22 protein-coding genes and 1 tRNA gene are annotated in these 23,403 nt (G+C 62.8%); 14 read left to right on the forward strand and 9 right to left on the reverse strand.

The annotated features are described in order from the left end of the window. The 5 genes from EOD15_RS07075 to tkt form a co-directional block, all read right to left on the reverse strand. The coding region (locus tag EOD15_RS07075) for a class I fructose-bisphosphate aldolase (protein ID WP_127408388.1) at positions 1 to 552 on the reverse strand (552 nt) is incomplete at its 3' end. A 134-nt stretch (positions 553 to 686) separates the two neighbouring features. Further along, positions 687 to 1,883, reverse strand: a complete 1,197-nt coding sequence (locus tag EOD15_RS07080; protein ID WP_127322155.1) for a phosphoglycerate kinase — start codon at positions 1,881 to 1,883, stop codon at positions 687 to 689. Positions 1,884 to 2,028: 145 nt separating this feature from the next. Next, positions 2,029 to 3,918 carry a potassium/proton antiporter gene (locus EOD15_RS07085; RefSeq protein WP_127271761.1) on the reverse strand — a complete coding sequence of 630 codons (1,890 nt, stop codon included), beginning with the start codon at positions 3,916 to 3,918 and terminating at the stop codon, positions 2,029 to 2,031. 217 nt (positions 3,919 to 4,135) lie between these two features. Further along, positions 4,136 to 5,146: a type I glyceraldehyde-3-phosphate dehydrogenase gene (gene gap, locus EOD15_RS07090; RefSeq protein ID WP_023810967.1), complete on the reverse strand. Its 1,011-nt coding sequence runs from the start codon at positions 5,144 to 5,146 to the stop codon at positions 4,136 to 4,138. A gap of 154 nt (positions 5,147 to 5,300) precedes the next feature. After that, the gene (gene tkt, locus EOD15_RS07095) at positions 5,301 to 7,292 is read right to left on the reverse strand and encodes a transketolase (RefSeq protein WP_127408389.1); all 1,992 of its coding nucleotides are present in this window, start codon (positions 7,290 to 7,292) and stop codon (positions 5,301 to 5,303) included. Between the two features lie 263 nt (positions 7,293 to 7,555). Here tkt and EOD15_RS07100 point away from each other — a divergent pair, with 263 nt between their 5' ends. From EOD15_RS07100 to EOD15_RS07115, 4 genes are all read left to right on the forward strand, one after another. After that, the gene (locus EOD15_RS07100) at positions 7,556 to 7,828 is read left to right on the forward strand and encodes a DUF4164 domain-containing protein (protein ID WP_013529251.1); all 273 of its coding nucleotides are present in this window, start codon (positions 7,556 to 7,558) and stop codon (positions 7,826 to 7,828) included. 11 nt (positions 7,829 to 7,839) lie between these two features. Next, positions 7,840 to 8,205 carry a cell division protein ZapA gene (locus EOD15_RS07105; RefSeq protein WP_023810969.1) on the forward strand — a complete coding sequence of 122 codons (366 nt, stop codon included), beginning with the start codon at positions 7,840 to 7,842 and terminating at the stop codon, positions 8,203 to 8,205. Positions 8,206 to 8,425: 220 nt separating this feature from the next. Next, entirely contained in the window at positions 8,426 to 9,085 is a 660-nt protein-coding gene (locus EOD15_RS07110) for a peroxiredoxin (RefSeq protein ID WP_127320615.1), read from the forward strand. Between the two features lie 146 nt (positions 9,086 to 9,231). Beyond that, the gene (locus EOD15_RS07115) at positions 9,232 to 10,104 is read left to right on the forward strand and encodes an MBL fold metallo-hydrolase (protein ID WP_127320616.1); all 873 of its coding nucleotides are present in this window, start codon (positions 9,232 to 9,234) and stop codon (positions 10,102 to 10,104) included. A 142-nt stretch (positions 10,105 to 10,246) separates the two neighbouring features. On the opposite strand, the gene rpoH is transcribed toward EOD15_RS07115, so the two are convergent. Together rpoH and EOD15_RS07125 are read right to left on the reverse strand one after the other, a co-directional pair. Further along, positions 10,247 to 11,158: an RNA polymerase sigma factor RpoH gene (gene rpoH / locus EOD15_RS07120; RefSeq protein WP_127268033.1), complete on the reverse strand. Its 912-nt coding sequence runs from the start codon at positions 11,156 to 11,158 to the stop codon at positions 10,247 to 10,249. Between the two features lie 201 nt (positions 11,159 to 11,359). Then, complete coding sequence (locus tag EOD15_RS07125; protein WP_127320617.1) at positions 11,360 to 12,400, reverse strand: RluA family pseudouridine synthase; 1,041 nt, start codon at positions 12,398 to 12,400, stop codon at positions 11,360 to 11,362. 28 nt (positions 12,401 to 12,428) lie between these two features. On the opposite strand from EOD15_RS07125, the gene EOD15_RS07130 reads away from it, so the two are divergent. The 7 genes from EOD15_RS07130 (at position 12,429) to EOD15_RS07160 (ending at position 16,148) form a co-directional block, all read left to right on the forward strand. Then, positions 12,429 to 12,812: a fimbrial protein gene (locus EOD15_RS07130; protein WP_127320618.1), complete on the forward strand. Its 384-nt coding sequence runs from the start codon at positions 12,429 to 12,431 to the stop codon at positions 12,810 to 12,812. A 45-nt stretch (positions 12,813 to 12,857) separates the two neighbouring features. After that, positions 12,858 to 13,265, forward strand: a complete 408-nt coding sequence (locus EOD15_RS07135) for a VOC family protein (RefSeq protein WP_127320619.1) — start codon at positions 12,858 to 12,860, stop codon at positions 13,263 to 13,265. A gap of 90 nt (positions 13,266 to 13,355) precedes the next feature. After that, positions 13,356 to 13,430: transfer RNA gene (locus tag EOD15_RS07140), tRNA-Glu, on the forward strand. 179 nt (positions 13,431 to 13,609) lie between these two features. After that, a complete protein-coding gene (locus tag EOD15_RS07145; protein WP_127320620.1) occupies positions 13,610 to 13,786 on the forward strand; it encodes a Flp family type IVb pilin in 177 nt (58 codons plus the stop codon). A 281-nt stretch (positions 13,787 to 14,067) separates the two neighbouring features. After that, the gene (locus EOD15_RS07150; protein ID WP_127268028.1) at positions 14,068 to 14,649 is read left to right on the forward strand and encodes a VOC family protein; all 582 of its coding nucleotides are present in this window, start codon (positions 14,068 to 14,070) and stop codon (positions 14,647 to 14,649) included. A gap of 22 nt (positions 14,650 to 14,671) precedes the next feature. Then, entirely contained in the window at positions 14,672 to 15,499 is an 828-nt protein-coding gene (locus tag EOD15_RS07155) for a glutathione S-transferase family protein (protein ID WP_127320621.1), read from the forward strand. Positions 15,500 to 15,779: 280 nt separating this feature from the next. Then, positions 15,780 to 16,148, forward strand: coding sequence for a hypothetical protein (locus EOD15_RS07160; protein WP_127320622.1), 369 nt, complete (start codon positions 15,780 to 15,782; stop codon positions 16,146 to 16,148). Positions 16,149 to 16,162: 14 nt separating this feature from the next. Here the strand turns inward: EOD15_RS07160 and EOD15_RS07165 are convergent, their stop codons facing one another. After that, entirely contained in the window at positions 16,163 to 16,375 is a 213-nt protein-coding gene (locus EOD15_RS07165) for a hypothetical protein (protein ID WP_023810978.1), read from the reverse strand. Positions 16,376 to 16,692: 317 nt separating this feature from the next. Between EOD15_RS07165 and EOD15_RS07170 the strand changes: the two genes are divergently transcribed. Together EOD15_RS07170 and EOD15_RS07175 are read left to right on the forward strand one after the other, a co-directional pair. Then, positions 16,693 to 17,607, forward strand: coding sequence for a DUF2865 domain-containing protein (locus tag EOD15_RS07170; RefSeq protein ID WP_127408390.1), 915 nt, complete (start codon positions 16,693 to 16,695; stop codon positions 17,605 to 17,607). 124 nt (positions 17,608 to 17,731) lie between these two features. Continuing rightward, positions 17,732 to 17,968, forward strand: coding sequence for a hypothetical protein (locus EOD15_RS07175; protein ID WP_013529265.1), 237 nt, complete (start codon positions 17,732 to 17,734; stop codon positions 17,966 to 17,968). A gap of 72 nt (positions 17,969 to 18,040) precedes the next feature. Here the strand turns inward: EOD15_RS07175 and EOD15_RS07180 are convergent, their stop codons facing one another. Beyond that, positions 18,041 to 18,391 carry a hypothetical protein gene (locus EOD15_RS07180; RefSeq protein WP_127322873.1) on the reverse strand — a complete coding sequence of 117 codons (351 nt, stop codon included), beginning with the start codon at positions 18,389 to 18,391 and terminating at the stop codon, positions 18,041 to 18,043. A gap of 168 nt (positions 18,392 to 18,559) precedes the next feature. Here EOD15_RS07180 and EOD15_RS07185 point away from each other — a divergent pair, with 168 nt between their 5' ends. Then, positions 18,560 to 23,125, forward strand: coding sequence for a PAS domain-containing protein (locus EOD15_RS07185; protein ID WP_164893207.1), 4,566 nt, complete (start codon positions 18,560 to 18,562; stop codon positions 23,123 to 23,125). Positions 23,126 to 23,403 lie beyond the last annotated feature (278 nt).

Raw genomic sequence — 23,403 nt, forward strand, 5'->3', positions numbered from 1 at the left:
CATCAGCACCTCCGGTTCGACGATCGGCACGATGCCGGCTTCCTGGCAAAGGGCGGCATAGCGGGCGAGTGCGTGCGCGTTCGAGCCGATCGAGGTCCCCGAAGGCACGCCTTTGGCGATATCGATGTCGATCACCGCGCGCCATTTGGCGAAGCGGGCGCCGAGCTTGTAGTAGTCGGCAAGGCGCTCGCGCAGGCCATCGAGGCCTTCGGTGATGGTGTCGCCGGGAAACTTGGCCAGCGGCTTGGCGCCGGCATCGACCTTGATGCCGGGAATGGCGCCGGCCGCCTTGATGATGTCGACCAGCGGCGTGCCGTCGGCGGCCTTCTGGCGGATCGTCTCGTCGTAGAGGATGACGCCGGAGATGTAGCGGGTCATCGCCTCCCTGGTGCGGAACATCATCTCGCGGTAGTCGCGGCGGCTGTCGGCTGTCGATTCGACGCCGATGACGTCGAAGCGCTTCTTGATGGTGCCCGAACTTTCGTCGGCGGCCAGCAGGCCCTTGCCATCGGCGACGATCGCGGCGGCAATGTCTTCGAGACGTTCGCTCATTGTTGCTTCTCCTGAAACGGTTGTTCCGCGCTTAACGGAAGTCTACCGCCAAAGGAATGGCATCGGAAAGCTCGAATCGATTGAAAGCCTCGGGCGGCCTTGTTTGCTCTCCGAGTGTTGATCGCCGCGGAGCCTCAGCGCTTCAGCACATCGACACCGGGCAGTGGCTTGCCTTCCATCCATTCCAGGAAAGCGCCGCCGGCGGTCGAGACATAGGTGAAGTCGTCGGCGACACCGGCATGGTTGAGTGCCGCGACCGTATCGCCACCACCGGCGACCGAGACCAGCCTGCCTTCCTTGGTGCGCGACGCCGCGTGCCTGGCAGCTGCCACAGTCGCATGATCGAAGGGCGCGATCTCGAAGGCGCCGAGCGGGCCGTTCCAGACCAGTGTCGCGGCGCGGTCGATCCATTCGCCGATGGCCGTCACGGTTTTGGCGCCGACATCGAGGATCATGCCGTCGGCCGGCACGTCCGATATGGCGACGGTCTCGCATTCCGCGCCCGCCTTGAACTCCTTGGCGACGACGCCGTCGACCGGCAGGATGATGGCGCAGCCGGCCTCGGCCGCCTCGATCATGATCTGCTTGGCGGTCGCGGCGAGATCATGCTCGCACAGCGATTTGCCGACATTGGTGCCACGCGCGGCAAGAAAGGTGTTGGCCATCCCGCCACCGATGACGAGGGCATCGACCTTCTTCACCAGGTTCATCAACAGATCGATCTTGGTCGAGACTTTGGCGCCGCCGACAATGGCGACGACCGGACGAACCGGTTTTCCCAGGCCCTTCTCCAGCGCCTCAAGCTCGGCTTGCATGGTGCGGCCGGCAAAAGCCGGCAACAGATGCGCCAGCCCCTCCGTCGAAGAATGCGCGCGGTGCGCGGCCGAGAAGGCGTCGTTGACGAAGATATCGCCATTGGCGGCGAGTTTTTCCGTGAAGGCCGGATCGTTCTTCTCCTCGGCCTTGTAGAAGCGGGTGTTTTCGAGCAGCAGCACGTCGCCCTTGTTCATGGCGGCGACAGCGCTTCCGGCCGTGTCGCCGACGCAGTCGGAGGCAAACCCGACGGGACGGCCAAGCACATCAGCTGTCGCCTTGGCGATAGGCTCCAGCGAGAATTCGGGCGAGGGACCATCCTTGGGTCGGCCGAAATGGGCGAGCAGGATGACCTTGGCACCCTTGCCTGACAGCTCGGCGATGGTCGGCGCGATGCGTTCGATGCGGGTGGTGTCGGTGACTTTGCCCTCAGTGACAGGCACGTTGAGGTCGACGCGCACCAGCACACGCTTGCCGCTGATGTTGCCGATATCGTCGAGTGTCTTGAAGGCGGCCATGCGGGGTTCCTTTCGCGAAAAACCGGGGGACCATACCCCGCATCGGCGACGATGCAAGGCTTAGGCGCGCTCGAAGCGAAATTTTGAAGGGGGCACGATCCTGCGCCGGGGGGCGGATGAATGGCAGCGCTCAATAGCGGGTTTGTCAGCTTTCGGTTGCTGCCTTTTCCGGCGCTGGCTCCGGGGCCTGCTTTTCGTCCGCCCGCGCCTCGGCCTCCTGCGTCTCGGTCGGCTTGCGCCAGTTGCGGATGAAGGCGGAAAGACGATCGCCGATTTCGCCGGCGCTGAGGAAGACCGGCACCCGCGCCACCGGCGCGGTCGGCTCGAACGAGAGGCCGAGGCCTATGATCTTGCCCTTGTCGTCGACGTCGCGGACGATCAGTTCTATCGGGCCGAGCAGGACGCGGTCGGCGTATTCGGCATGGCCGCCGAGCCGCGCCGTGACCAGCGCGCCAACGGTGAGCTTTTGCTCCGCTTCGGTCAGGCCTGGCGTATAGGCCGCTTCCAGTTCAGCGGCGGAGCGCGCGGGGTCGACGGCGAAGGCACCGAAGAAATCGGCATCCTCGGGATCGACCACTGCACGGCTCGCGAACAGCTTGTCGAGCAGGCGCGGATAGCGGTCCGGCACGAAAATGTAGACCTGGTCGCCGGCGGCGAGCCGGCCCATGTCCTGGAAGCGCATCGAGCGGCCGTCGCGCAACACCAGCGAGGGTCGCGCCCAGCGTGGGATGCGCTCGCCGCGCGCCACCGGGCTGCCGTGTGCAACGCGATAGGCAAGAAGCTCGTGATGGGCCGAGCCCGGAAGTTCCAGCTCGACCTTGTCCAGCGGTCCGAGCCGTGCCGGCACGATCAGACCGAGGCGGCGCGCCAGCGGTCCGACTGTCCAGCCCTGGATGACCAGCGACACGAGTACGATGATGAAGGCGGTGTTGAAGATGACACGGCCGTTTTCCAGCCCGCCCAGCAGCGGGGTGATGGCGAGCAGGATCGACACCGCGCCGCGCAGGCCGACCCAGGAGACGAAGGCGACCTCGGGGCGCGGCAGACGGAACGGGATCAGGCAGAGCCAGACCGCGATCGGACGGGCGATGAACATCAGGAACAGGCCGAGCAGCACCGCCGGCACCATGATCGCCGGGAACTGCGACGGCGTCGCGAACAGGCCGAGGATGAGGAACATGATGATCTGTGCCAACCATGACATGCCGTCCTGGAAGCGCTTGAGGATGGTGACGGCGCGGATATCGGAATTGCCCGAGATGAGGCCGGCGATATAGACCGCCAGGAAGCCCGAGCCGCCAATGGCGCCGGCGGCTGCAAACACCATCAGCGACAAGGTCAGCACGAAGATCGGCAGCAGGCCGTGGTCGAGATTGAGCCGGTCGACGAGGCGCACGATGGCGAGGCCGCCGAGCACGCCGACGACAGCGCCAAGGCCCATGTTGAGGAGGAAGCCGAGGAACAGGCTGGTGACCAGGACATTGGTTTCGGGGTTGGCATGGGCGGCGATGATCTCGACCAGCGTGATGGTCAGGAAGATGGCGATCGGGTCGTTGGTGCCGGATTCCACCTCCAGCGTCGAGCGCACGCGTTCGCGCAGATTGATCTCGCCGGCTCGCAGCAGGAAGAACACGGCCGCCGCATCTGTGGAGGCGACGGCAGCCCCGAGCAGGAAGGATTCCAGCCAGGTGAGATCAAGCAGGTAATGGGCGGCGACGCCGAACAGGCCGGTGGTGACAAGCACGCCGAAGGTCGCCAGCGACAAAGCCGGGCCCGCAGCCTGCCGCAAGGCGTTGAGCGGCGTGCCGAAACCGGAATCGAACAGGATGACGGCCAGCGCCAGTGAGCCGGCAAAATAAGCGATGCGGGCGTTGTCGAACTGGATGCCGAGTCCGTCGGTGCCGGTGGCGAGGCCAATGCAGAGAAACAGGAGCAGAAGAGGGGCGCCGAAGCGGAAGGCGATCAGGCTCGAAAACGCGGCGGCGACGACAAGCGCTGTGCCGACCAGCGTGACGAGATAGATCGCATGCTCCATCCTGAAATCAGCCCCTCAAATTCGTCTGTCTCCTGCTTTGCGAGAGAGTGGGGCGAAGACGTGACCAGTGCAAGGCGGCAGGGTGGCTTTTTGGCCTATGCCGCTGATTTTTGGATGTTTTGGCGTCCAGGACACAATTTGGAAAGGCGCAAGCTGCGCTCATGAAAAACGCCCGGGCAAAGCCGGGCGTTCCAAGTCTCGAAAAGAGAGCTTGTGATCAGGCGATGGTCTTGCCGAAGGCGACCGATGTGTCGCCCATGCGGTTGGAGAAACCCCATTCATTGTCGTACCAGGACAGCACCGACACGAAGTTGCCGTCCATCACCTTGGTCTGGTCGAGCGCCATGATCGAGGAGCGCGGATCGTGGTTGAAGTCGATCGACACGTTCGGATGATGGGTGACGCCGAGAATGCCCTTGAGCTTGCCGTTGGAGGCGGCGATCACCGCGTCGTTGATCTCCTGCACCGTGGTCGACCGCTTGGCGATGAACTTGAAGTCGACGACCGAGACGTTCGGGGTCGGCACGCGGATCGAGATGCCGTCGAGCTTGCCCTTGAGGTCGGGCAGCACCAGCCCGATCGCCTTGGCGGCACCCGTCGAGGTCGGGATCTGCGACAGGGCAGCGGCGCGGGCGCGGTAGAGATCCTTGTGCATGGTGTCCAGCGTCGGCTGGTCGCCGGTGTAGGAATGGATCGTCGTCATCATGCCTTTTTCGATGCCGACCGTCTCATGCAGCACGGCTGCCAGCGGCGCCAGGCAGTTGGTGGTGCAGGAGGCATTCGAGATGACGATATGATCCTTGGTCAACTGGTCGTGGTTGATGCCGTAGACGACGGTGAGGTCGGCGCCTTCGGCAGGGGCCGAAACGATGACGCGCTTGGCGCCGGCGGTCAGGTGTGCCGCTGCCTTGTCACGGGCGGTGAAGATGCCGGTGCATTCGAGCGCGATGTCGATGCCGAGTTCCTTCCACGGTAGCTGCGTCGGATCCTTGATCGCGGTGACCTTGAACGTTTCCTTGCCGACGGTGATCTGATCGCCGGAAACCGAAACTTCATGCGGGAAGCGGCCGTGCACGCTGTCGTAGCGCAACAGATGCGCATTGGTCTCGACCGGGCCGAGGTCGTTGACGGCGACGACGTCGATGTCCTTGCGGCCGGATTCATGGATGGCGCGCAGGATGTTGCGGCCGATGCGGCCAAATCCGTTGATGGCAACTCTGACGGTCATAATTCTCTCCCTGGGAGTTGGAGGGCGGATGAGGGGTCCGCAGTTTCATAGCGGTGGAAGCAGAAAGAATCCAGCCGCAGTGGCGTGGATTTAAATCGATTAAGTTGGGCCAGCCCGGCGAGTCCGCCTTTCGCGATTTCGCCGAACCTTGAACCTACTTGGTATGCAGGCGGGCTTCCGCCGCCTTGGCCGCGGCTTCGGCGGTAATGCCGAAATGCGGATAGAGTTGCTCGATCGTGCCCGAGGCGCCGAAGCCTGTCATGCCGACGAAGATGCCGTCGGAGCCGATCAGATGATCCCAACCCTGGCGAATGCCGGCTTCGATCGCCATCTTGATCGGCGCGTTGCCGATCATTTTCTTGCGGTAGTCGTCGCTCTGCTGGTCGAACAGTTCGAAGCAGGGCACCGAGACGACGCGGGTCGGATGGCCGTGCTTTTCCAGCAGGTCGCGGGCGCCGAGCGCGATCTCGACCTCGGAGCCGGTGGCGAAGATCGTCACCGCCGCTTCACTGCTGGCGGCAGCCAGCTCATAGGCACCCTGGCTGCTCAGGTTCCTGGCAACGAATTCGTTGCGTACCGTCGGCAGGTTCTGGCGTGTCAGCGCCAGCGTCGACGGCGTCTTTTCCGACTCAAGGGCGATCTGCCAGCATTCGGCGGTTTCGACGGCGTCGGCCGGGCGGAAGACATTGTGGTTGGGAATGGCGCGCAATGCGGCCAGATGCTCGACCGGCTGGTGGGTCGGGCCGTCTTCGCCCAGACCGATGGAATCATGGGTCATGACGAAGATCGAGCGGATGCCCATCAGCGATGCCAGCCGCATCGACGGCCGGGCATAGTCGGAAAAGCACATGAAGGTGCCGCCATAGGCGATGAGGCCGCCATGCAGCGTCAGGCCGTTGATCGCAGCCGCCATGCCGTGCTCGCGGATGCCGTAGTGGACGTAGCGCTGGCCATAGTCGTCCGAGGTGATGTTCTTGGTCTGGCTGGTCTTGGTGTTGTTGGAGCCGGTCAGGTCGGCGGAGCCGCCGATGGTCTCGGGCACGGCGCCGTTGATGACTTCCAGCGCCATCTCGGACGATTTGCGAGTGGCGACCTTCGGCTTGTCGGCCGACAGCTTCTTCTTGTAATCGGCAATGACCGCGTCGAAATTGGACGGCAGCTTGCCGCTGATGCGGCGCTCGAACTCAGCCTTCAGCTTGGCATCGGCCTTGGCCAGGCGGCCTTCCCAGTCTGTACGCGCCTTGACGCCGGCCTTGCCGGCGGTGCGCCAGGCGTCGAGGATGTCGGCCGGAATCTCGAAGGGCGGCGAATCCCAATTGAAGAACTTGCGCGCGCCGGCGATCTCGTCGGCGCCCAGAGGGGAGCCGTGCGCCTTGTTGGTGCCGGCCTTGGTCGGCGCGCCGAAGCCGATGGTCGTCTTGCAGGCGATCATGGTCGGCTTGTCGGAATGGCGGGCGGCTTCGATGGCATAGGCGATGGCTTCCGGATCGGTGCCGTCGATGTGGCTGGCATTCCAGCCGGAGGCCTGGAAGCGGGCCACCTGATCGGTGTTGTCGGACAGCGAGACCGGACCGTCGATCGAAATGTCGTTGTTGTCCCAGAAGACGATCAGCTTGTTGAGCTTGAGATGGCCGGCAAGCGCGATGGCTTCCTGGGAAACACCTTCCATCAGGCAGCCGTCGCCGGCCAGCACATAGGTGTAATGATCGACGAGATCGTTGCCGAAGGCGGCATTCATGATGCGCTCGCCGAGCGCGAAGCCGACCGAATTGGCGAGACCCTGGCCGAGCGGCCCCGTCGTCGTCTCTATGCCAGCGGCATGGCCGTATTCGGGATGGCCGGCGGTCTTCGAGCCCAACTGACGGAAGTGCTTGATCTGGTCGAGGGTCATGTCTTCGTAGCCGGTCAGATGCAGCAGCGAATAGAGCAGCATCGAGCCATGGCCGGCCGACAGGATGAAACGGTCGCGGTCGGCCCAGTGCGGGGCCTTGGGATCATATTTCAGAAAGCGCGTGAACAGCACCGTGGCGATGTCGGCGCAGCCCATGGGCAGGCCGGGATGGCCGGAATTTGCCTTCTCGACGGCGTCCATGGAAAGAAAGCGGATCGCATTGGCCATCCGGTCATGTTGTTCACGCGACGTCATGGTTCCTCCAGAAGTGGGGGTTTGGGGGCTTGGGAGAGCCCTTGAAAAGGGTGCGCGACACATAGCAGGCGCGGGCTTTTAGTCAACAAATCGGGTGCACATTTGCCGGTCTTGTGATGCCGGCGGCGGGCCTACATTAGCGTTAGCGGGGGACAGTCGCGAGAGCTTTGTTGACGTTGCCTTCACCCGGTGCCTAATGTTTCAGAGATAACGCGTTCTGAACGTGAACGATTCGGTGATGGGCAGGGCACAGGACGAAGGCCATGACCGGGGAAGCCACACTTAAGGAAGTCATCGCGAGGCTGGGCAAAGCCATCGAGGGGCTGGAAAACGCCGTCGCGGCCAAGCTAGAGCATGAACGCGACTACTCCGAAGCCGAGGCCGAGGTGCAGCGGATGAACGCCGACCGCTCGCGGCTGGCGCAGGAACTCGACAATTCCGAAGCGCGCGCCGAACGGCTGGAAGATGCCAACAAGGAAGTCTCGCGACGTTTGGTGACTGCCATGGAAACCATCCGCGCCGTGTTGGACAGATAGGAGCTGGCCCGATGGCACAGGTCACGGTTTCAATCGACGGCAAGCAGTATCGCATGGCCTGCGACGAGGGCCAGGAAGAGCATCTGATCGACCTTGCCGAACGCTTCGACCGCTATGTTTCACACCTGAAGGACTCGTTCGGCGAGATCGGCGATCAGCGGCTGACCGTGATGGCCGGCATCATGGTGATGGATGAACTCTCGGAGTTGCAAAAACGCGTCAAGGGCATGGAAAGCGAAGTGCTGACCTTGCGCAAGACCCGCGACGAGGCTCTGACCAAGGCCGACAAGAGCGATAGCGTGCTCACCAACGCGCTCGGCGCGCTGGCACAGCGCATGGAAGACCTGACTGTGACGCTGGCGGTCAACAAGAGCTGAGACAGAACCTTTCCTGTCCAGCCCCAGGCTCTCATCCGCGCGCCGCGCATTCGGCAGCATAAAAATGCTCGCCTGCCGCCGACAAGAGTTTCATATTATCTTGCAGCCACGATTTTTGCGCTATGATGCAACGATGCCGGGCGGGACAGCTTGATGGCGGCGTGGGTTGCCGCGTGCCGTTCCTCGCTGCCGACGGTTCCGTTTACAGGGGAGATGTGCCATGAGCCTTCGTATCAACGACATTGCGCCGGATTTTACCGCCGAGACCACGCAAGGGACGATTAAATTCCATGACTGGATTGGTGACGGTTGGGCGATCCTGTTCAGTCACCCGAAGAATTTCACGCCGGTCTGCACGACCGAGCTTGGCACGATGGCGGGGCTCGAAGGCGAGTTCAAGAAGCGCAACGTCAAGATCATCGGCATTTCGGTCGATCCGGTCGAAAGTCACGGCAAGTGGCAGGACGACATCAAGACGGCGACCGGTCATTCGGTGAACTATCCGCTGATCGGCGACAAGGACCTCAAGGTCGCCAAGCTCTACGACATGCTGCCGGGCGGTGCCGGCGAGACGTCGGAGGGCCGCACGCCCGCCGACAACGCCACAGTGCGCTCGGTCTACGTCATCGGACCGGACAAGAAGATCAAACTGGTGCTGACCTACCCGATGACCACGGGGCGCAATTTCGATGAGATCCTGCGCGCGGTCGATTCCATGCAGCTCACCGCCAAGCATCAGGTGGCGACACCGGCAAACTGGAAGCAGGGCGAGGACGTGATCATCACCGCTGCTGTCTCCAACGATGACGCGATCAAGCGCTTCGGCGCCTACGAGACTATTTTGCCCTATCTGCGGAAGACCAAGCAGCCATCGGCCTGATCCCAGGCGCCTCGGAACGATCTTTGGCCTCCTCACCCTTGCGAGCAAGTGATACTTGACTGACGACACCGAGCGGACAACCATGCTCCTCTCGGGTGTCGTCAGAGAAAATCATTCCTGGCGACCGAGAGTTGGGGAAGCCGGAATTGGACGTAGCTTTGGCCAGGCCGCAGGTCAGCGGCTTCTATGACAAGCCGACCGGCGCCATCCAGTATGTCGTCGCCGACCAGGCGACGAAGCGATGCGCCATCATCGATCCGATCCTCGATTTCGACGAGAAATCCGGTGCCACGGCAACGACGAATGCCGATGTCCTGCTCGACTTCGTCAGCGAGCAGGGACTGAGCGTCGAATGGATCCTCGATACCCATCCGCATGCCGACCATTTCTCGGCGGCGCATTACTTGAGAGAGAAGACCGGCGCGCCGACGGCGATCGGCGACAGGGTCATCGAGGTCCAGAAACTGTGGAAAGCGATCTACAACTGGCCGGATTTTCCCGCCGACGGTTCGCAGTGGGACAGGCTGTTTAGAGAAGGCGAAACCTTCCAGGTGGGTACCCTTCCGGTCAAGGTGCTGTTCTCGCCCGGACACACGCTGGCCTCGATCACCTATGTGATCGGCGATGCCGCCTTCATCCACGACACGCTGTTCATGCCCGACAGCGGCACGGCGAGGACGGACTTTCCCGGCGGCAGTGCCGCGCGGCTCTGGCGCTCGATCCAGGACATATTGGCGTTGCCGGACGAGACGCGGGTGTTCGTCGGCCATGACTATCAGGCCGGCGGCCGCGAACCTTTGTGGGAAAGCACGGTCGCCATACAGAAGGCTACCAACATCCATCTTGCCGCCGCCTGCAGCGAGGCCGAGTTCGTCGCCCTGCGCGAGGCGCGCGACAGGACGCTGCCGATGCCGCGGCTGATCCTGCATGCGCTGCAGGTCAACATGAATGGCGGGAGGCTGCCCGAACCCGAAGCCAATGGCCGGCGGTACCTGAAGTTTCCGCTGGACGGGCTTTGAGGGGCTGTTGGTGAAGCTGCCAATCTCGACCCTTGCGGGGGAGATTGGCTGTCGCCCCCGTTCGCCAACTCCCAATCAGCCACAAAAAAAACGGCGCCAGGTTTCCTGGCGCCGCCTTGATTTTTTGTTGCCTTAGCTAACCTTACGCCGCCGGCTGCGCCTCAATCGTGCGCAGCGCCTGGGTCTGGCGCTTGGCGGCGGCCTTGACCGCGTCCTGCACCTTCTCGAAGGCGCGCACCTCGATCTGGCGCACGCGCTCGCGGCTGATGTCGAACTCGGACGACAGCTCTTCCAGCGTCAGCGGCTCTTCGGCGAGGCGACGGGCCTCGAAGATGCGCCGCTCGCGCTCGTTGAGCACGGCAAGAGCGCCTGACAGCATGCCGCGCCGGTTTTCCAGCTCGTCCTGCTCGATCAGCATCTCTTCCTGGCTTTCGTGGTCGTCGACCAGCCAGTCCTGCCATTCGCCGGATTCGCCTTCGCTGGCCCGGATCGGGGCGTTGAGCGAGGCGTCGCCGGACAGGCGGCGGTTCATCGACACCACTTCGGCTTCGGAAACGTTCAGCCTTGTGGCGATCTCGGTGATCTGGTCGGGCTTCAAGTCGCCGTCGTCGAGCGCCTGGATCTTGCCCTTCACCTTGCGCAGGTTGAAGAACAGGCGCTTCTGGTTGGCGGTCGTGCCCATCTTGACCAGGCTCCACGAGCGCAGGATGTACTCCTGGATCGAGGCCTTGATCCACCACATGGCGTAGGTCGCGAGGCGGAAGCCGCGCTCGGGTTCGAATTTCTTGACGGCCTGCATCAGGCCGACATTGCCTTCCGAGATCACTTCGCCGATCGGCAGGCCATAGCCGCGATAGCCCATGGCGATCTTGGCGACGAGCCTGAGGTGGCTGGTGACGAGCTTGTGCGCAGCGGAGGTGTCTTCATGCTCGGCGTAACGCTTGGCGAGCATGTACTCTTCCTGCGGCTGCAGCATGGGAAAGCGGCGGATTTCTTCCAGGTAGCGGCTGAGGCCGCCTTCGCCGGAAACGATACTGGGTAGTGACTGGGCCATGATAGCGCCCCCTCTCTATTGGAGTGATGCCCCCGAAACGCGGCGGGCATGTGACGCGAGCACCAAAAGGCTCGCCCGCGACATCAGATCTTATACAGGAACAAAACCAGAAAAGACAGGCATTTGTTCAACACGAAACAGTGTGTCACGGTGAAGTGAACAATGTCAGTCAGGTTTTTTGATGGCTTGTCGGTGACGGGTTCAGAGCTTGCGGAAGCCGCCGACGAGTTCCTCCATGTCCCTCGGTAACGGCGCCTCGAACCTCATCGTTAGATGGGTAGTGGGGTGCCGAAATGCAAGGAGCCAGGCATGCAAAGCTTGCCGGGGAAATGCCTTGACCTGGCTTTTCAGCGGTTCGGGCAGCCGGTTGGCCTTGGTGCGGAAGGCTTGGCCGTAATCGGGGTCGCCGATCACCGGATGGCCGATATGCGCCATGTGGACACGGATCTGGTGGGTGCGGCCGGTCTCCAGCCGGCATTCGACCAGGCTGGCCGTGGCGAACTCCTGTTGGCTCTCGCCGAAGCGCTCCTGCACGGCGAAGTGGGTGACCGCATGGCGGGCGTCGTCGCGTCCTTCCGGCACCACGGCACGGCGCACGCGGTCGGCGGCGCGGCCGAGCGGCGCGTCGACCCTTCCGGTCGGCCTCTGCGGTATGCCCCAGACCAGCGCCAGATAGGCACGCTCCAAGTCGCCGGTCAGGCCGTGATCGGCGAAAGCCTCGGACAGTGACTTGTGGGCGCGGTCGGTCTTGGCGACGACCATGACGCCGCTGGTCTCCTTGTCGAGGCGGTGGACGATGCCCGGCCGGCGCACACCCCCGATTCCTGAAAGGCTGTCGCCGCAATGATGGATCAGCGCATTGACCAGTGTGCCGGTCCAGTTGCCCGCTCCGGGGTGCACGACAAGCCCGGCCGGCTTGTTGATGACGATCAGTTCGTCGTCCTCATAGAGTACATCGAGTGCGATGTTCTCGCCCTGCGGCTCCGCCGGCTCCGGCTCCGGCATGGTAACCGACACGCTCTCGCCCGGCGCCATCTTGCGCTTGGTCTCGTCGACGGGCTTGCCGTCGACCGAGACCGCGCCCTGCCTGATCAGCATCTGCACGCGGCTGCGTGACATGTCCGGGCCAAGGCTTGCGGCCAGCCACTGGTCGAGGCGCAGGCCGGCCGCATCCGCGCCCGCCACCAGCACTGTCGGTTCCGCCTCTATCAATTCAGGGGCCTCTTCGCTATGAGCGCTCATTGAAAAACCGTTCCGGAACTGTTTTGCCATGGCCAGCCCGATCGCCGAAGAAGACCAGGATAAGCCGCTCGACCCCGAGGTCGAAAAGGTGCGCAGGAAACTCGTCCGCTTCATCGGGATCAATCTCGGCCTGCTGTTCCTCGCCCTTATGGTGGTGATCGGCGCCCTTGTCTACAAAGCGCGCAATGCACCGCCGGCGAACCCGCCGCTGGCCGGCGATATCCAGACACCCGCCGGCGAACCGGTCAACGGCGACATCGTGCTGCCGGTCGGCGCCACGGTGGTCAGCCAGTCGCTGTCCGGCAATCGTGTCTCGATCGACGCCGAGCTTGCCGATGGCAGCCGCACGATCTTCGTCTACGACATCACCGAGCGACGCCTGATCGGCCGCTTTGCGATCCGCAACAAGTGACCGAGCCGCAACGATGAGCGGCAGGCCAATGAGCAAGCCTCAGGCATGAGCGGGTTCGCCGAGCATCGCCGCATCGCCACGGTCGCCCTGGTCGTCGCCAATTATGACGAGGCGATTGCCTGGTATGTCGAGCGGCTGGGCTTCCTGCTCGTCGAAAATGTCGATCTCGGCGGCGGCAAGCGCTGGATCACGGTCGCGCCGGCCAACGGTCAGGGCGCCAGGCTGCTTCTGGCCGAAGCGTCCGACGAGGCGCAAAGGCAGAGCATCGGCAACCAGACCGGCGGGCGTGTCTTCCTGTTCCTGGAAACCGACGACTTTGCCCGCGACCATGCGGCGATGCTGGAGAAGGGCGTCGAATTCCGCGAAGCACCGCGCTTCGAGCCCTATGGCACGGTGGCGGTTTTCGCCGATCTGCATGGGAATCTCTGGGATTTGATCGAACCAAAACGATAGGCTGACGGCCGGCTTTTCCTCGGCAAGGGAAAGCGGCCTAAGCCCAGTTGCTTTTTCCCAGCGCTCAGCCTATATCGCCGGTTCTTGAACGCGCCCATCGTCTAGCGGTCAGGACACCGCCCTCTCACGGCGGGAACAGGGGTTCGATTCCCCTTGGGCGTACCAAGTTTTTCGACAAATTTGCAGGATGCCGTCGATTTCGTTTCTGAAGTCGACGACCCTCGATACTGGCCTTCATTTCATTCGTCTGGCAAATGTTAACGGACCCGAAACCGAGAACCTTAACGCCCCCGCAACTCACGGCGATATATTAGTTGTCGCTTTAGTAGCTGTAGGAGGTCGACATGAAGAAAATAGCCTGTCGTTTCGCTTGGGACGAGTCGGGCGCGACCGCGATCGAGTATGGCTTGATCGCGGCTCTTATCGCGCTGGCGATCATCACCGGCGCCGGGGCGCTGGGCAATTCGCTCAACGGGATCTTCACGAACGTCGGCACTACGGTCAACAGCAGCGGCTCGTAAGTCGGTACCTCAATTCGGTCGGCCGTCGGCCGGATCGTCGACCCTCAGCCTCCAAAAGCGTAGCGTGTACGCCCTTCCGATGTCCGGCATCGGAAATGCGGACGGCGCACTCTCAATCATTCGGCTTATCCGTTGCGTCGCTGCGTTCGTCGCTTCTGGCGCCGTGGGGCTGTTTGCATTAGCATCACGTCACGGATCCTGAGGCACGGTTCCAGCGGCGCACAGAACGCCGGGTGCCGGGCAGATTCGCCGACCAGTTGATGCCGTGGGGAGGAAGGCCAATGCAGAAGCTGCAGTCGCAGGGCGTCCATCACATCACGCTGGTCGGCGCCGGGCGCCAGACCTCGATCGATTTCTGGGAAGGCGTGCTCGGCATGCCGTTCATCTTCGAACAGCCCAACCTCGACAAGCCGAGGGAAAGCCATCTCTATTTCGATCCCGGCGACGGCCGGCTGATCACCATCTTCACCGACGAGAGCCGCACACCGGAGAAGCGGCGCACGCCGACCGATCCGGGCTGTGTCCACCACATCGCCTTTTCGGTGTCGCGCGTCACCTTCCTGCAGGCGGTCTCCCGGCTTGACGAGCGCGGCATCAAGCACAGCGGCGTCAAGGATCGCGGTTTCATGGATTCGATCTATTTCGAGGATCCGCTCGGCCTGCTGATCGAACTGGCGTCCTACCGCTTCGAACCGCCAGCGGGCTTCACCCACGCCGATGTGCTGATGGAAGCGCACAGGCTGCGGGTCGCGCGCGGCGACTACAACATCGCCGAAGTGCATCTCGCCGATGCGATCCAGGCGCTCGTCGAGCGTTCCCGCGCCACCTTGTCGGACGATCGGGCGCCGAAGAACCCATACTGAACAGACCAGAGGGAGGAACAAGATGGCCAAGACAGCGACGAAGACTGCCGGGAAATCCGCGGCGAAAGCTGCGGCAAAGCCAAAAGCCAAGGCGGCCGCCAAGCCTGCGGTGAAGGCGACGGCAAAAGCCGCGCCCAAGGCCAAGCCGGCCAAGAAGCCGGCGTTGAAGCTCAGCATGCTGAAGCCCAGCGTCAACAACATGACCGTGCGGGTGTTTGCGCGCGCGGCCGGTTTCGACCATGCCGAGACCGATGCCTGGGGCCACACCCGTTCGCCGGAGTTCATGGCGCGAAATCCCGCCCATTTGACACCGATGATCGAGGACAAGGGCCTCCCCAGAGGCGTGCTGTGGGAAAGTTGCGCCATCATGCAGTATCTCGCCAACAAGCACGGGCTGGAGAAATTCTATCCGAAGGCGCCGGCCAAGCGGGCGATGGTCGACAGTGCCATGTTCTACCTGATCGGTACGCTCTACCCTTATGTGGCGCGCGCCACCTATCCGGCGCTCGGCTTCCCACAATATGCCGGCGAGGTCGGCCACAGCGACGCGCACCCCGACAGGAAGTCGGAGGCCCAGAAGGCGGCGATGGCGGCGATCGCCGAGCCGCTCGAAGTATTTCACAGCTTCTTCAGGGACGGCAAGCCGTTCATCGGCGGCAAGAACCCGTCCATCGCCGATATCCGCCTGGCGGCGACGCTCGAATTCCTGGCCGTCGTCGACTATGCTTTGCCCAAGTGGGCGAAGGACTATGTGGCGGCGATCGAGAAGACGCTCGGCAAGGCCTATAGCGAGCCGGCCGGCGATGTGCGCGGCTACATCGCCCATGTGAAGTCGCAGGCCAAGGCCTGAGGTTAAGGATTCGTTAACCAAAGCCCTGTCTACTGCAGGCAATTCGCTTTCGGCCCGCGACCACGGATGTACTGGCGCAGAACGTCGTAGCGATAGGAAAGGTCGGCGCAATGCCGGCCTTTTTGCTTTCGCACGCCATCGCCAAGTGCGATCTGGCACGCAGGCCTCGTCCAGTGTCGCTTTTTTGGCGTCAACTTTTGTCGAGAGATATTGTCATTGCCGGCGTTGGCCCTACCATCCATTTCGGCAGTCCGGCATGGATTGTCGGTCAGGCATGTCGATGAAAAGCGTTGCGAGACGGATTGCGGTTGCGGGCGTGATGCTGGCGGCCGCTGTCCATGCTTCGAGTGCAGCCGAACTCAACACGATGGACGATGTCGGGGCAGCGATCCAGGCATGCTGGACACCGCCGGCGGACGCCGGGACCGCCAGCGTCACCTTGAGCTTCAGCTTCAAGCGGGACGGCACGCTGATCGGCCCGCCGAGGCCGACGGCCATTAAAGTGGATGGTGATGCCAAATCGAAGAAAACGTTTGTCGATGCCGCGACGGCGGCCCTGCAGGATTGCCTGCCCCTGACTTTCTCGGAGAAGCTGGCGCAAGGGATCGCTGGCAACGTGTTTACGTTGCAATTCGCCTCTCCCAAGTAAGCCTCGTTGTCGGGTCAGTGGTGACTGCGCCTGGCCTCGGCATGCCGGGCAAGATCGGGCGTCTCGAAGACGTAGTCGCTCCAGGCTGATTCAGGAACCTGGCCGGCCAGATAGCATTCCAGCAACAGGCTTTGCTCGGGATTGAGTGGCCTTGGCGCGCGCTGGTCCAGCCCCAGCGAGTGAAACAGGTTTCTTGTCAGGTCGGAGACGGTGAAGTGGATCGACATCTGCGTTCTCCCTTTGGTCCTTCAACGCGGAAGACCGGGCAAAGGTTTCGAACGCATGGCGATAATGGCGCATTGATCTCGGTCCGTTGCGCTGCAGGTCCTCGGCGATGGTCGGGCTTGCGCTTTCTTTCGAGGTTCGTCTCAATCTTGAAATAAAAATGTAATATCGAATTTACATGAGGTGACGTAGTACAATAGACAATAGGTCGTTCATGTCGAAATTATTTAGATTATTAGGAATTACTCATGTAGCCGAAGCTTGCTGAAGTCATGGACTCTAAATTCCAGGTTCTCTGCAAAAAGGACCAGTTGTCCCGATGATCCGTTTCTGGCCTTCCATGGTGATCGCATTTATTTCGCTGGCCGCAGTTTTGTTCGGTACGCTTTCGTCCTACGCGGACAGCTGCGGCGCGATCAGAAACCAGTTGCTTTCGGCTGGCCGCAGCGGCGGGGCGAGCCCGGAGCTTGCCCAGTTGCGCCGGCAACTTGCAGCCATCCAGACTATCGAGAGACAACGCCAGTGCACGGCGAAAAGGTCGCTTGGTGGTCTCTTCAACGCTTGCGCCGATCTCGCCAGGAGCCGCTCGGATGTGCAGCGCCGGATCGCTGCCGCTGGGAATTCGGGCCGCGACACAGCGGGCCTGCAGGCGCGCCTCGTCGCGCTTGGCTGTGCGCCTTCGGCAAAGCAACGGCCTGTGCGCGCCGCGCCCAGCACCCAATCGGCGAGCACCACGTTCGCCGGCAATGCGATGCTGTTTTGCGTGCGTCTGTCGGACGGATATTTCTTCCCGGCGCCAAAGTCGCAATTCGCCGCCAGCGGCGATCTGAAGGAGACGGTCGATCAATGCCGTTACATCTGCGATGACCCCGGCGTCGACCTCTACACGTTGAACGACGCCAGCCTTGAGACCGACCAGATGACCGCGCTCGACACGCGCAAACCCTATACCGAGCTGCCGGCAGCCTTCAGATATCGCGATGATGCGAATTTCAAGGCATGCGACGTCAAGCGCTACTACCAGCGGGTCACCGAACTGCGAGCCAGGACCGTGACGCCCGCCAACATGCGCAACGCCATTATTCCGCTGCCGACGGCGAAGCCGGATCTCGGCACGGTTGCGGCCGTCCCCGGGATCGATGCCGAAGCCCCAGGTGCCGCCCAGCACCTTTCGATCGAGGCCGGCGAGCGGCCGGTGCGCTTGGTCGGCCCGGCATTTTTCCCGGCCGAATGATCGCCGGTCTTCCCCGATTTGCGATCACCGGCGGCGGCGTGCCTGCTGCTATGCGGCTGCGCGATCCGTCTGGAACAGAGGGGCGCTCACGGCGTTGTGATCGACATCAGCCGGGAGGAACGCCATGGCTACGTTCAGGGAAATGCGGGTGCTGGAGATCGTCGAAGACGACTCGCTGACCACCGAACAGAAAATCGCCGAACTGCGCGAGATCGAATCCGAGGCGCGTGGGTTGCAGCGGGCTGCCTCGGAGGGTCCAATGGACGACGATGACGGTTGGCAGGAAGATCTGCGTCAGGTTCGTCTTGCACTCGACAAACTCGGAGCGAAGGAGCCGAAAAAAGGCGCTGCTTCCCTGTGAAGGCCGGTTCGCCGAGCTATCCGCGGATCGCGTTTGTTTGACCGAATCCCGCTTTTAAGACCAAGCTCCAATCTAATCGCAGACCATGCGAGCTCTCTTGCCAGGCTCGCTGACGTTCCTGCAGGTCAGCGACTTCGCCGGCGCCGATAGGGACGCCGACGCAGGCAACCTCGTATGGTGCCGTTTCGGTGCGGCATGGCTGACCTTGCGCTCGGAAAAACGCCGGGGTGGCTGCGGCGCCACCGGAAAAGCGCCGCTTTCGACCTCGGATTGGCCGTAGTCGACATTCGGTGGCGGCCGATCCCAGATGCGCCGGACATCGAGCGGTCTCGGGATGACGACCGTGCCGTCATAACTGCGCGAGCAACCGCCGCCGAAAAGCAGCGCCAGCCCCATGAAAAAAGGCACAATCCGTCCAAGCATCAGCAATACCCCTGCCGTTGCTTATATAGCGGGTTCGACCCCGCCGACAACCGGGCGGAATGAAGCTAACTGACCGTTAAGGTTAGCGGATCCTTAATGCTTCTCGGGCACATTTTGCCGACGAACCGCGGAGGAGGGTTCGGCTTTGGTTTTCGGGGTGGGGACGGCATGGCGGAAGCGAACGAAACAATCAGCGCGCGCGGCAAGCGCGCGCCTCGCAGATCCACAGCGCATGGCGATGATGCATCCTCGTCCGCCTCTTGCATGGACTCGAACGATGCGCTTCGCCAACTCGTCAAAGCCGGTTCCGACTGGGTCTGGGAGACCGACGCCGAACTGCGCTTCTCCTGGCTCTCGCAAAATTACCAGGCAGCCACCGGCATCGATCCGGCAAACGTGCTTGGCCGGTTCCGCTTCGACTTCCTCAATCAGGTCCTGAACGGCGATCGTAGTGGCGCCGCGCATTTGGAGGATCTGCAGGCGCACCGGCCTTTTCGCGACTTCGTCTACGAACTCAAGGGTGGCAGCGCCGACTGTCGCTGGGTCTTGACATCAGGCTTTCCGAAGTTCGACGACGAAGGAAGATTTGCCGGCTATCGCGGAATCGGCCGCAACGTCACGGCATTGGCCGGCGCCTTCAAAGGTCCGGGGCAGGAACCATCGGCCGACGGCGAGCCCGACCAGCATCTGGCCGACCTCGAGCGGACGATGGACGCCATGCACATGGGCGTCGTGCTCCTCGACGCCAGGCTCGACACGCTGATCGTCAACAAGGCCTATCGCGACCTCTCGAGGATTCCGGACGGCGCTGTCGGCGTCGGCGCTCCGTTCAGCCTGTTGATGGAACTCAACCGCCGCAGCGGCATCTATGGCGACATCGACGAACGGCAATGGCAGCGCTACCTTGCCACTCGTCTCGAGGAGATTCGCGCCGGATCCGTCGCGCCGCGCGAATTTGTCCATGCCAATGGCAGGACGATGATGTTCTCGGTGACGGCGCTGTCAGGCGGCAAGCGGCTGTTGACCTATTATGAGGTCACCGAGATCAAGCAACGCGATGCGGAGATCAAAAGCGCGAACGCCAAGATCGCCGAGACCTTCGCCAGTCTCCGCACCATGGTCGACCAGATGCCGATCGGTGTCCTCGTCCTCGACGCCGATATGCGCACCGAGATCATCAACCGTGCTTTCTATGATTTCTGGCAGATCGACGCCCGGCGCGCCGAGATCGGCTGCAGCTTCCGCGATCTGATGGACGCCAGCCGCGACATCGATCCGTTTGGTGCCGACGATGCATCATGGCAGCGGCATATCGCCGAGCGCGAGGCGGAAATCAGGGCCGGGATCGCCGCGGCGCGGCAGTTCCCGCGCAATGACGGCCGCACGCTGATATCGTCGATGGCGCCGCTGGCCGGCGGCAAGCGGCTGATCTCCTATGTCGACGTCACCGACATGAAGGACCGGGAGGCCGAACTTGCCGACGCGCTGGAGAAGGCGCGGCTGGCGGAGGCGGTGATCAACGCCGTCAAGGATCCGATCTTCGTCAAGGACGACCATCTGCGCTTCGTCTTCGTCAACGAGGCGTTCGCGGCTCTGTTTGGCCAGACGCCGCAAGCCATGCTCGGCAAGCCCGGCGGCGATTTCCTCCCAGCGAACGCTGTCGCGCTTTTCGAGCAGAGCGAAGGTGAGGTCCTTGCGACCGGGCGGCCGTACGAAGTGGAAGAGAATTTCGCGGTCGATGGCGCCAGCCGATCGCGCATCGTCAGAAAGAGCCGCGTCGGCATGGCCAGCGGCCGCAACTATGTTGCCGGCTTCCTGTTCGATATTTCCGAAATGAAGCGCCGCGAGACGGAAGCGCAGGATGCGCGCAAGCATCTCGCCAGCGTGCTGGAATCCTTGCCGGCCGCCGTGATCATCTACGATCGCGACGACAGGTTCGTTTTCGCCAACCGCAAGATCCAGGATACGCTGCCGGCCTTGAAGCCGGCATGGCAGCCCGGCTGCACATTCCGCGAGGCACTCGTTCTGGGCCATGCGAACGGCTATTTCCGCGACAGCGGCGATCCACAAGTCGACCAGCTCTACGACAGCGACCATGACCGCTGGCTGGATGCGATCCTCGCCCGCTACCGCTTGCCCAATTCCTGCTACGAGCGTCATAACCCCGACGGCCGCTGGTACCAGGTCTACGACATGCGGACCGATGATGGCACCTTCATCGGTGTTCGCGTTGACATCTCCGAGATCAAGAGCCGCGAGGCGGCATTGCGCGATTCGATGCGCCAGATCGACCTGTTCCGGCACGTGATGGACGAGTTGCCGGTGGCCGCCTTCATCAAGGCGCAGGACCTGAGCATAGAATTCGTCAACAAGGCCTGGTGCGCGATCACCGGCTTGACCAAGGAGGATGTCATCGGCCGCACCGACCGGCAGTTGTTCGGCGCGCAGGACGCCGATGGCTACAGCCATGACGACACGCAAGTCGTCGTGACGGGTGCCGTCAAGGAGGTCGAGGAACCCGTCACCCATCGCGACGGTACGGTTCGGCAGTTGATGACGCGCAAGAGCCGCCTGGTGACGCTGGACGGGTCGGTGCATCTGGTCGGTTCGAGCACCGACATCACCGACGTCAAGGCGCGCGAGCGTGCGCTGGAAGAAAGCATGCGCGAGAACGAGGTGTTCCGCAGCCTGATCGACAACGTGCCGGTATCGATCTACGCCAAGCGCTCCGATCTCAGGCAGTTCTATGTCAACAAGGGCTGGTGCGATCTCACGGGCTTCCGCAAGGAAGAGGCTATCGGCAAGACCGACATCGAGATTTTCGGGCCGGATGGCGAGGCTTTCGTCAATGGCGACCTCGCCGTGCTGCGCACCGGCGAAACCCAGGAGGTCGAAGAGACGGTAACGTTGGCCGACGGCAGCGTCAGGCATCAATTCGCCCGCAAGGGCGCGATGATCGCCTCCGACGGCTCGCTCTATCTGATCGGCTCGACCACCGACATCACCGAGCTGAAGATGCGAGAGGCCGAACTGCGCGAAGCGCGTCAGCGCGCCGTGCTCGCCGACCGCGCCAAGTCGGAATTCCTCGCCAATATGAGCCATGAGATCCGCACGCCGATGAACGGCGTGCTCGGCATGGCCGAACTGCTGGCCAAATCGGACCTCGACCCGAAGCAGAAGACGTTCACCGACATCATCGTGAAATCGGGCAACGCGCTGCTCACCATCATCAACGACATACTGGACTTCTCCAAGATCGATGCCGGTCAGCTGGTGCTCGATCCGGCGCCCTTCAATCTGGCCGAGGCGATCGAGGATGTGGCGACACTGGTGTCGACACGAGCCAAGGAAAAAGACCTCGAGCTGATCGTGCGTGTCGAACCTCGGCTCGAGAGCCTGTTCGTCGGCGATGTCGGCCGTATCAGACAGATCGTCACCAACCTGCTCGGCAACGCGGTGAAATTCACCGATGAAGGCCATGTGCTGGTCGACGTCACCGGCGAGAGGGTTCCGACCGGAACGAAGCTGACGATCTCGGTCACCGATACCGGTATCGGTATCCCCGAGGAAAAACTGAAACTGGTGTTCGAGAAATTCAGCCAGGTCGACACCTCTTCGACGAGGCGGCACGAGGGAACCGGCCTCGGTCTTGCCATCACCTCACGGCTCGTCGAGCTGATGGGCGGCGATATCGGTGTCGAAAGTGCGGAAGGCAAGGGCTCGACCTTCTGGTTCACGGTGACGCTGCCGAGGGCCGGACAGCAGAACGGACAGCGCATCATGCCGATCGACGTGACCGGTGCGCGTGTACTGATCGTCGACGACAATGCCGTCAATCGGGCCATCCTGACCGAACAGATGACATCGTGGACGTTTGATTCCTGCGCGGCCGAAAGCGGCGCCGAAGGCCTCAAGGTGCTGATCGCCGCCGCTGCATATGGTGTCCCGGTCGACTGCGTCGTGCTCGACTACCAGATGCCTGGAATGAGCGGCGCCGAAATGGCGCGGATCGTGCGCAGCACCGCCGGCCTTGCCGGCACGCCGATCATCATGCTGACCTCGGTCGACCAGTCGCTCGCCAACACCAGCTATCGCGATCTTGGCATCGATGCCCAGCTGATCAAGCCGGCGCGCTCCTCGGTGCTGCTGGAAACGCTGGTCGCCACCATCCAGCGGCATCGCCACAACGCGAGCGGCAGCGACGCGCAGCCGCTCGCAGCCGACGTCGCTGCGAGTTATGTGATGCGGACGCAGCCCTCGGCGCCGTCCGAACAGCGGGCGCTGCTGCAGCCGCCCTCAATTCGCCCCCGGCCACCGGTGGCGGCTGGCGGCGACAGGCTGGATATCCTGGTGGCCGAGGACAATGAGGTGAACCAGATGGTGTTCACCCAGATCCTCGGCGAGACCGGTTATGGTTTCGAGATCGTCGGCAATGGCCGCAAGGCGCTCGACGCCTTCGGCCGGCTCAACCCGTGCATGATCCTGATGGATGTCTCCATGCCGGAGATGAACGGTCTCGAAGCAACCGCCGCCATTCGCCGGCTGGAGGAAGAAACCGGCACGCATGTGCCGATCGTCGGCGTCACCGCGCATGCGCTGAAGGGCGACCGCGAGCGCTGCCTGGAGGCAGGCATGGACGACTATCTGCCCAAGCCGATCAGTCCCCGGGCGTTGCTCGAGAAGGTCGAGCGCTGGGTCGGCGCCAGCCGGCAGGCGCAGCGCAACGCCGGGTAAGGCCGGCTCTGCCCGAGTACCGGGAATACGGCGAAGATTCGCGCCCCTGTCAGCGGCCAAGACTATGGTGCGATCGCACCATATGAAAGGCGGCATCCAGCCGAGACAATGGCGACATTCGAATTCCGCTCTTCCCAGTTACGGGCGGGAGCAGCGACCGCCGGCATGAGACAGCGTCAACCTACCCCAACGGACCTGTTTTCGGCGATGGCCCGGCCACGACACCGTCTGGCTGAGAGCAACGCGCTCCCGTCCGGCTTTTCTTCATAAAGGCCGGC

Origin of the sequence: Mesorhizobium sp. M7A.T.Ca.US.000.02.2.1 (assembly GCF_003996995.1) — a bacterium.
In the GTDB taxonomy this organism is placed as follows: domain Bacteria; phylum Pseudomonadota; class Alphaproteobacteria; order Rhizobiales; family Rhizobiaceae; genus Mesorhizobium.

Excerpts from the sequence above, each read along its gene's own strand:
- EOD15_RS07160 (WP_127320622.1), top strand. The coding sequence starts at position 15,780 with ATGAAAAGCGTTGCGAGACGGATTGCGGTTGCGGGCGTGATGCTGGCG.
- EOD15_RS07175 (WP_013529265.1), top strand. The coding sequence starts at position 17,732 with ATGGCTACGTTCAGGGAAATGCGGGTGCTGGAGATCGTCGAAGACGAC.
- gap (WP_023810967.1), bottom strand. The coding sequence starts at position 5,146 with ATGACCGTCAGAGTTGCCATCAACGGATTTGGCCGCATCGGCCGCAAC.
- EOD15_RS07130 (WP_127320618.1), top strand. The coding sequence starts at position 12,429 with ATGGCCAGCCCGATCGCCGAAGAAGACCAGGATAAGCCGCTCGACCCC.
- EOD15_RS07125 (WP_127320617.1), bottom strand. The coding sequence starts at position 12,400 with ATGAGCGCTCATAGCGAAGAGGCCCCTGAATTGATAGAGGCGGAACCG.
- rpoH (WP_127268033.1), bottom strand. The coding sequence starts at position 11,158 with ATGGCCCAGTCACTACCCAGTATCGTTTCCGGCGAAGGCGGCCTCAGC.
- EOD15_RS07135 (WP_127320619.1), top strand. The coding sequence starts at position 12,858 with ATGAGCGGGTTCGCCGAGCATCGCCGCATCGCCACGGTCGCCCTGGTC.
- EOD15_RS07155 (WP_127320621.1), top strand. The coding sequence starts at position 14,672 with ATGGCCAAGACAGCGACGAAGACTGCCGGGAAATCCGCGGCGAAAGCT.
- EOD15_RS07110 (WP_127320615.1), top strand. The coding sequence starts at position 8,426 with ATGAGCCTTCGTATCAACGACATTGCGCCGGATTTTACCGCCGAGACC.
- EOD15_RS07100 (WP_013529251.1), top strand. The coding sequence starts at position 7,556 with ATGACCGGGGAAGCCACACTTAAGGAAGTCATCGCGAGGCTGGGCAAA.
- EOD15_RS07170 (WP_127408390.1), top strand. The coding sequence starts at position 16,693 with ATGATCCGTTTCTGGCCTTCCATGGTGATCGCATTTATTTCGCTGGCC.
- EOD15_RS07165 (WP_023810978.1), bottom strand. The coding sequence starts at position 16,375 with ATGTCGATCCACTTCACCGTCTCCGACCTGACAAGAAACCTGTTTCAC.
- EOD15_RS07080 (WP_127322155.1), bottom strand. The coding sequence starts at position 1,883 with ATGGCCGCCTTCAAGACACTCGACGATATCGGCAACATCAGCGGCAAG.
- EOD15_RS07105 (WP_023810969.1), top strand. The coding sequence starts at position 7,840 with ATGGCACAGGTCACGGTTTCAATCGACGGCAAGCAGTATCGCATGGCC.
- EOD15_RS07085 (WP_127271761.1), bottom strand. The coding sequence starts at position 3,918 with ATGGAGCATGCGATCTATCTCGTCACGCTGGTCGGCACAGCGCTTGTC.
- EOD15_RS07150 (WP_127268028.1), top strand. The coding sequence starts at position 14,068 with ATGCAGAAGCTGCAGTCGCAGGGCGTCCATCACATCACGCTGGTCGGC.
- EOD15_RS07180 (WP_127322873.1), bottom strand. The coding sequence starts at position 18,391 with ATGCTTGGACGGATTGTGCCTTTTTTCATGGGGCTGGCGCTGCTTTTC.
- EOD15_RS07185 (WP_164893207.1), top strand. The coding sequence starts at position 18,560 with ATGGCGGAAGCGAACGAAACAATCAGCGCGCGCGGCAAGCGCGCGCCT.
- EOD15_RS07145 (WP_127320620.1), top strand. The coding sequence starts at position 13,610 with ATGAAGAAAATAGCCTGTCGTTTCGCTTGGGACGAGTCGGGCGCGACC.
- tkt (WP_127408389.1), bottom strand. The coding sequence starts at position 7,292 with ATGACGTCGCGTGAACAACATGACCGGATGGCCAATGCGATCCGCTTT.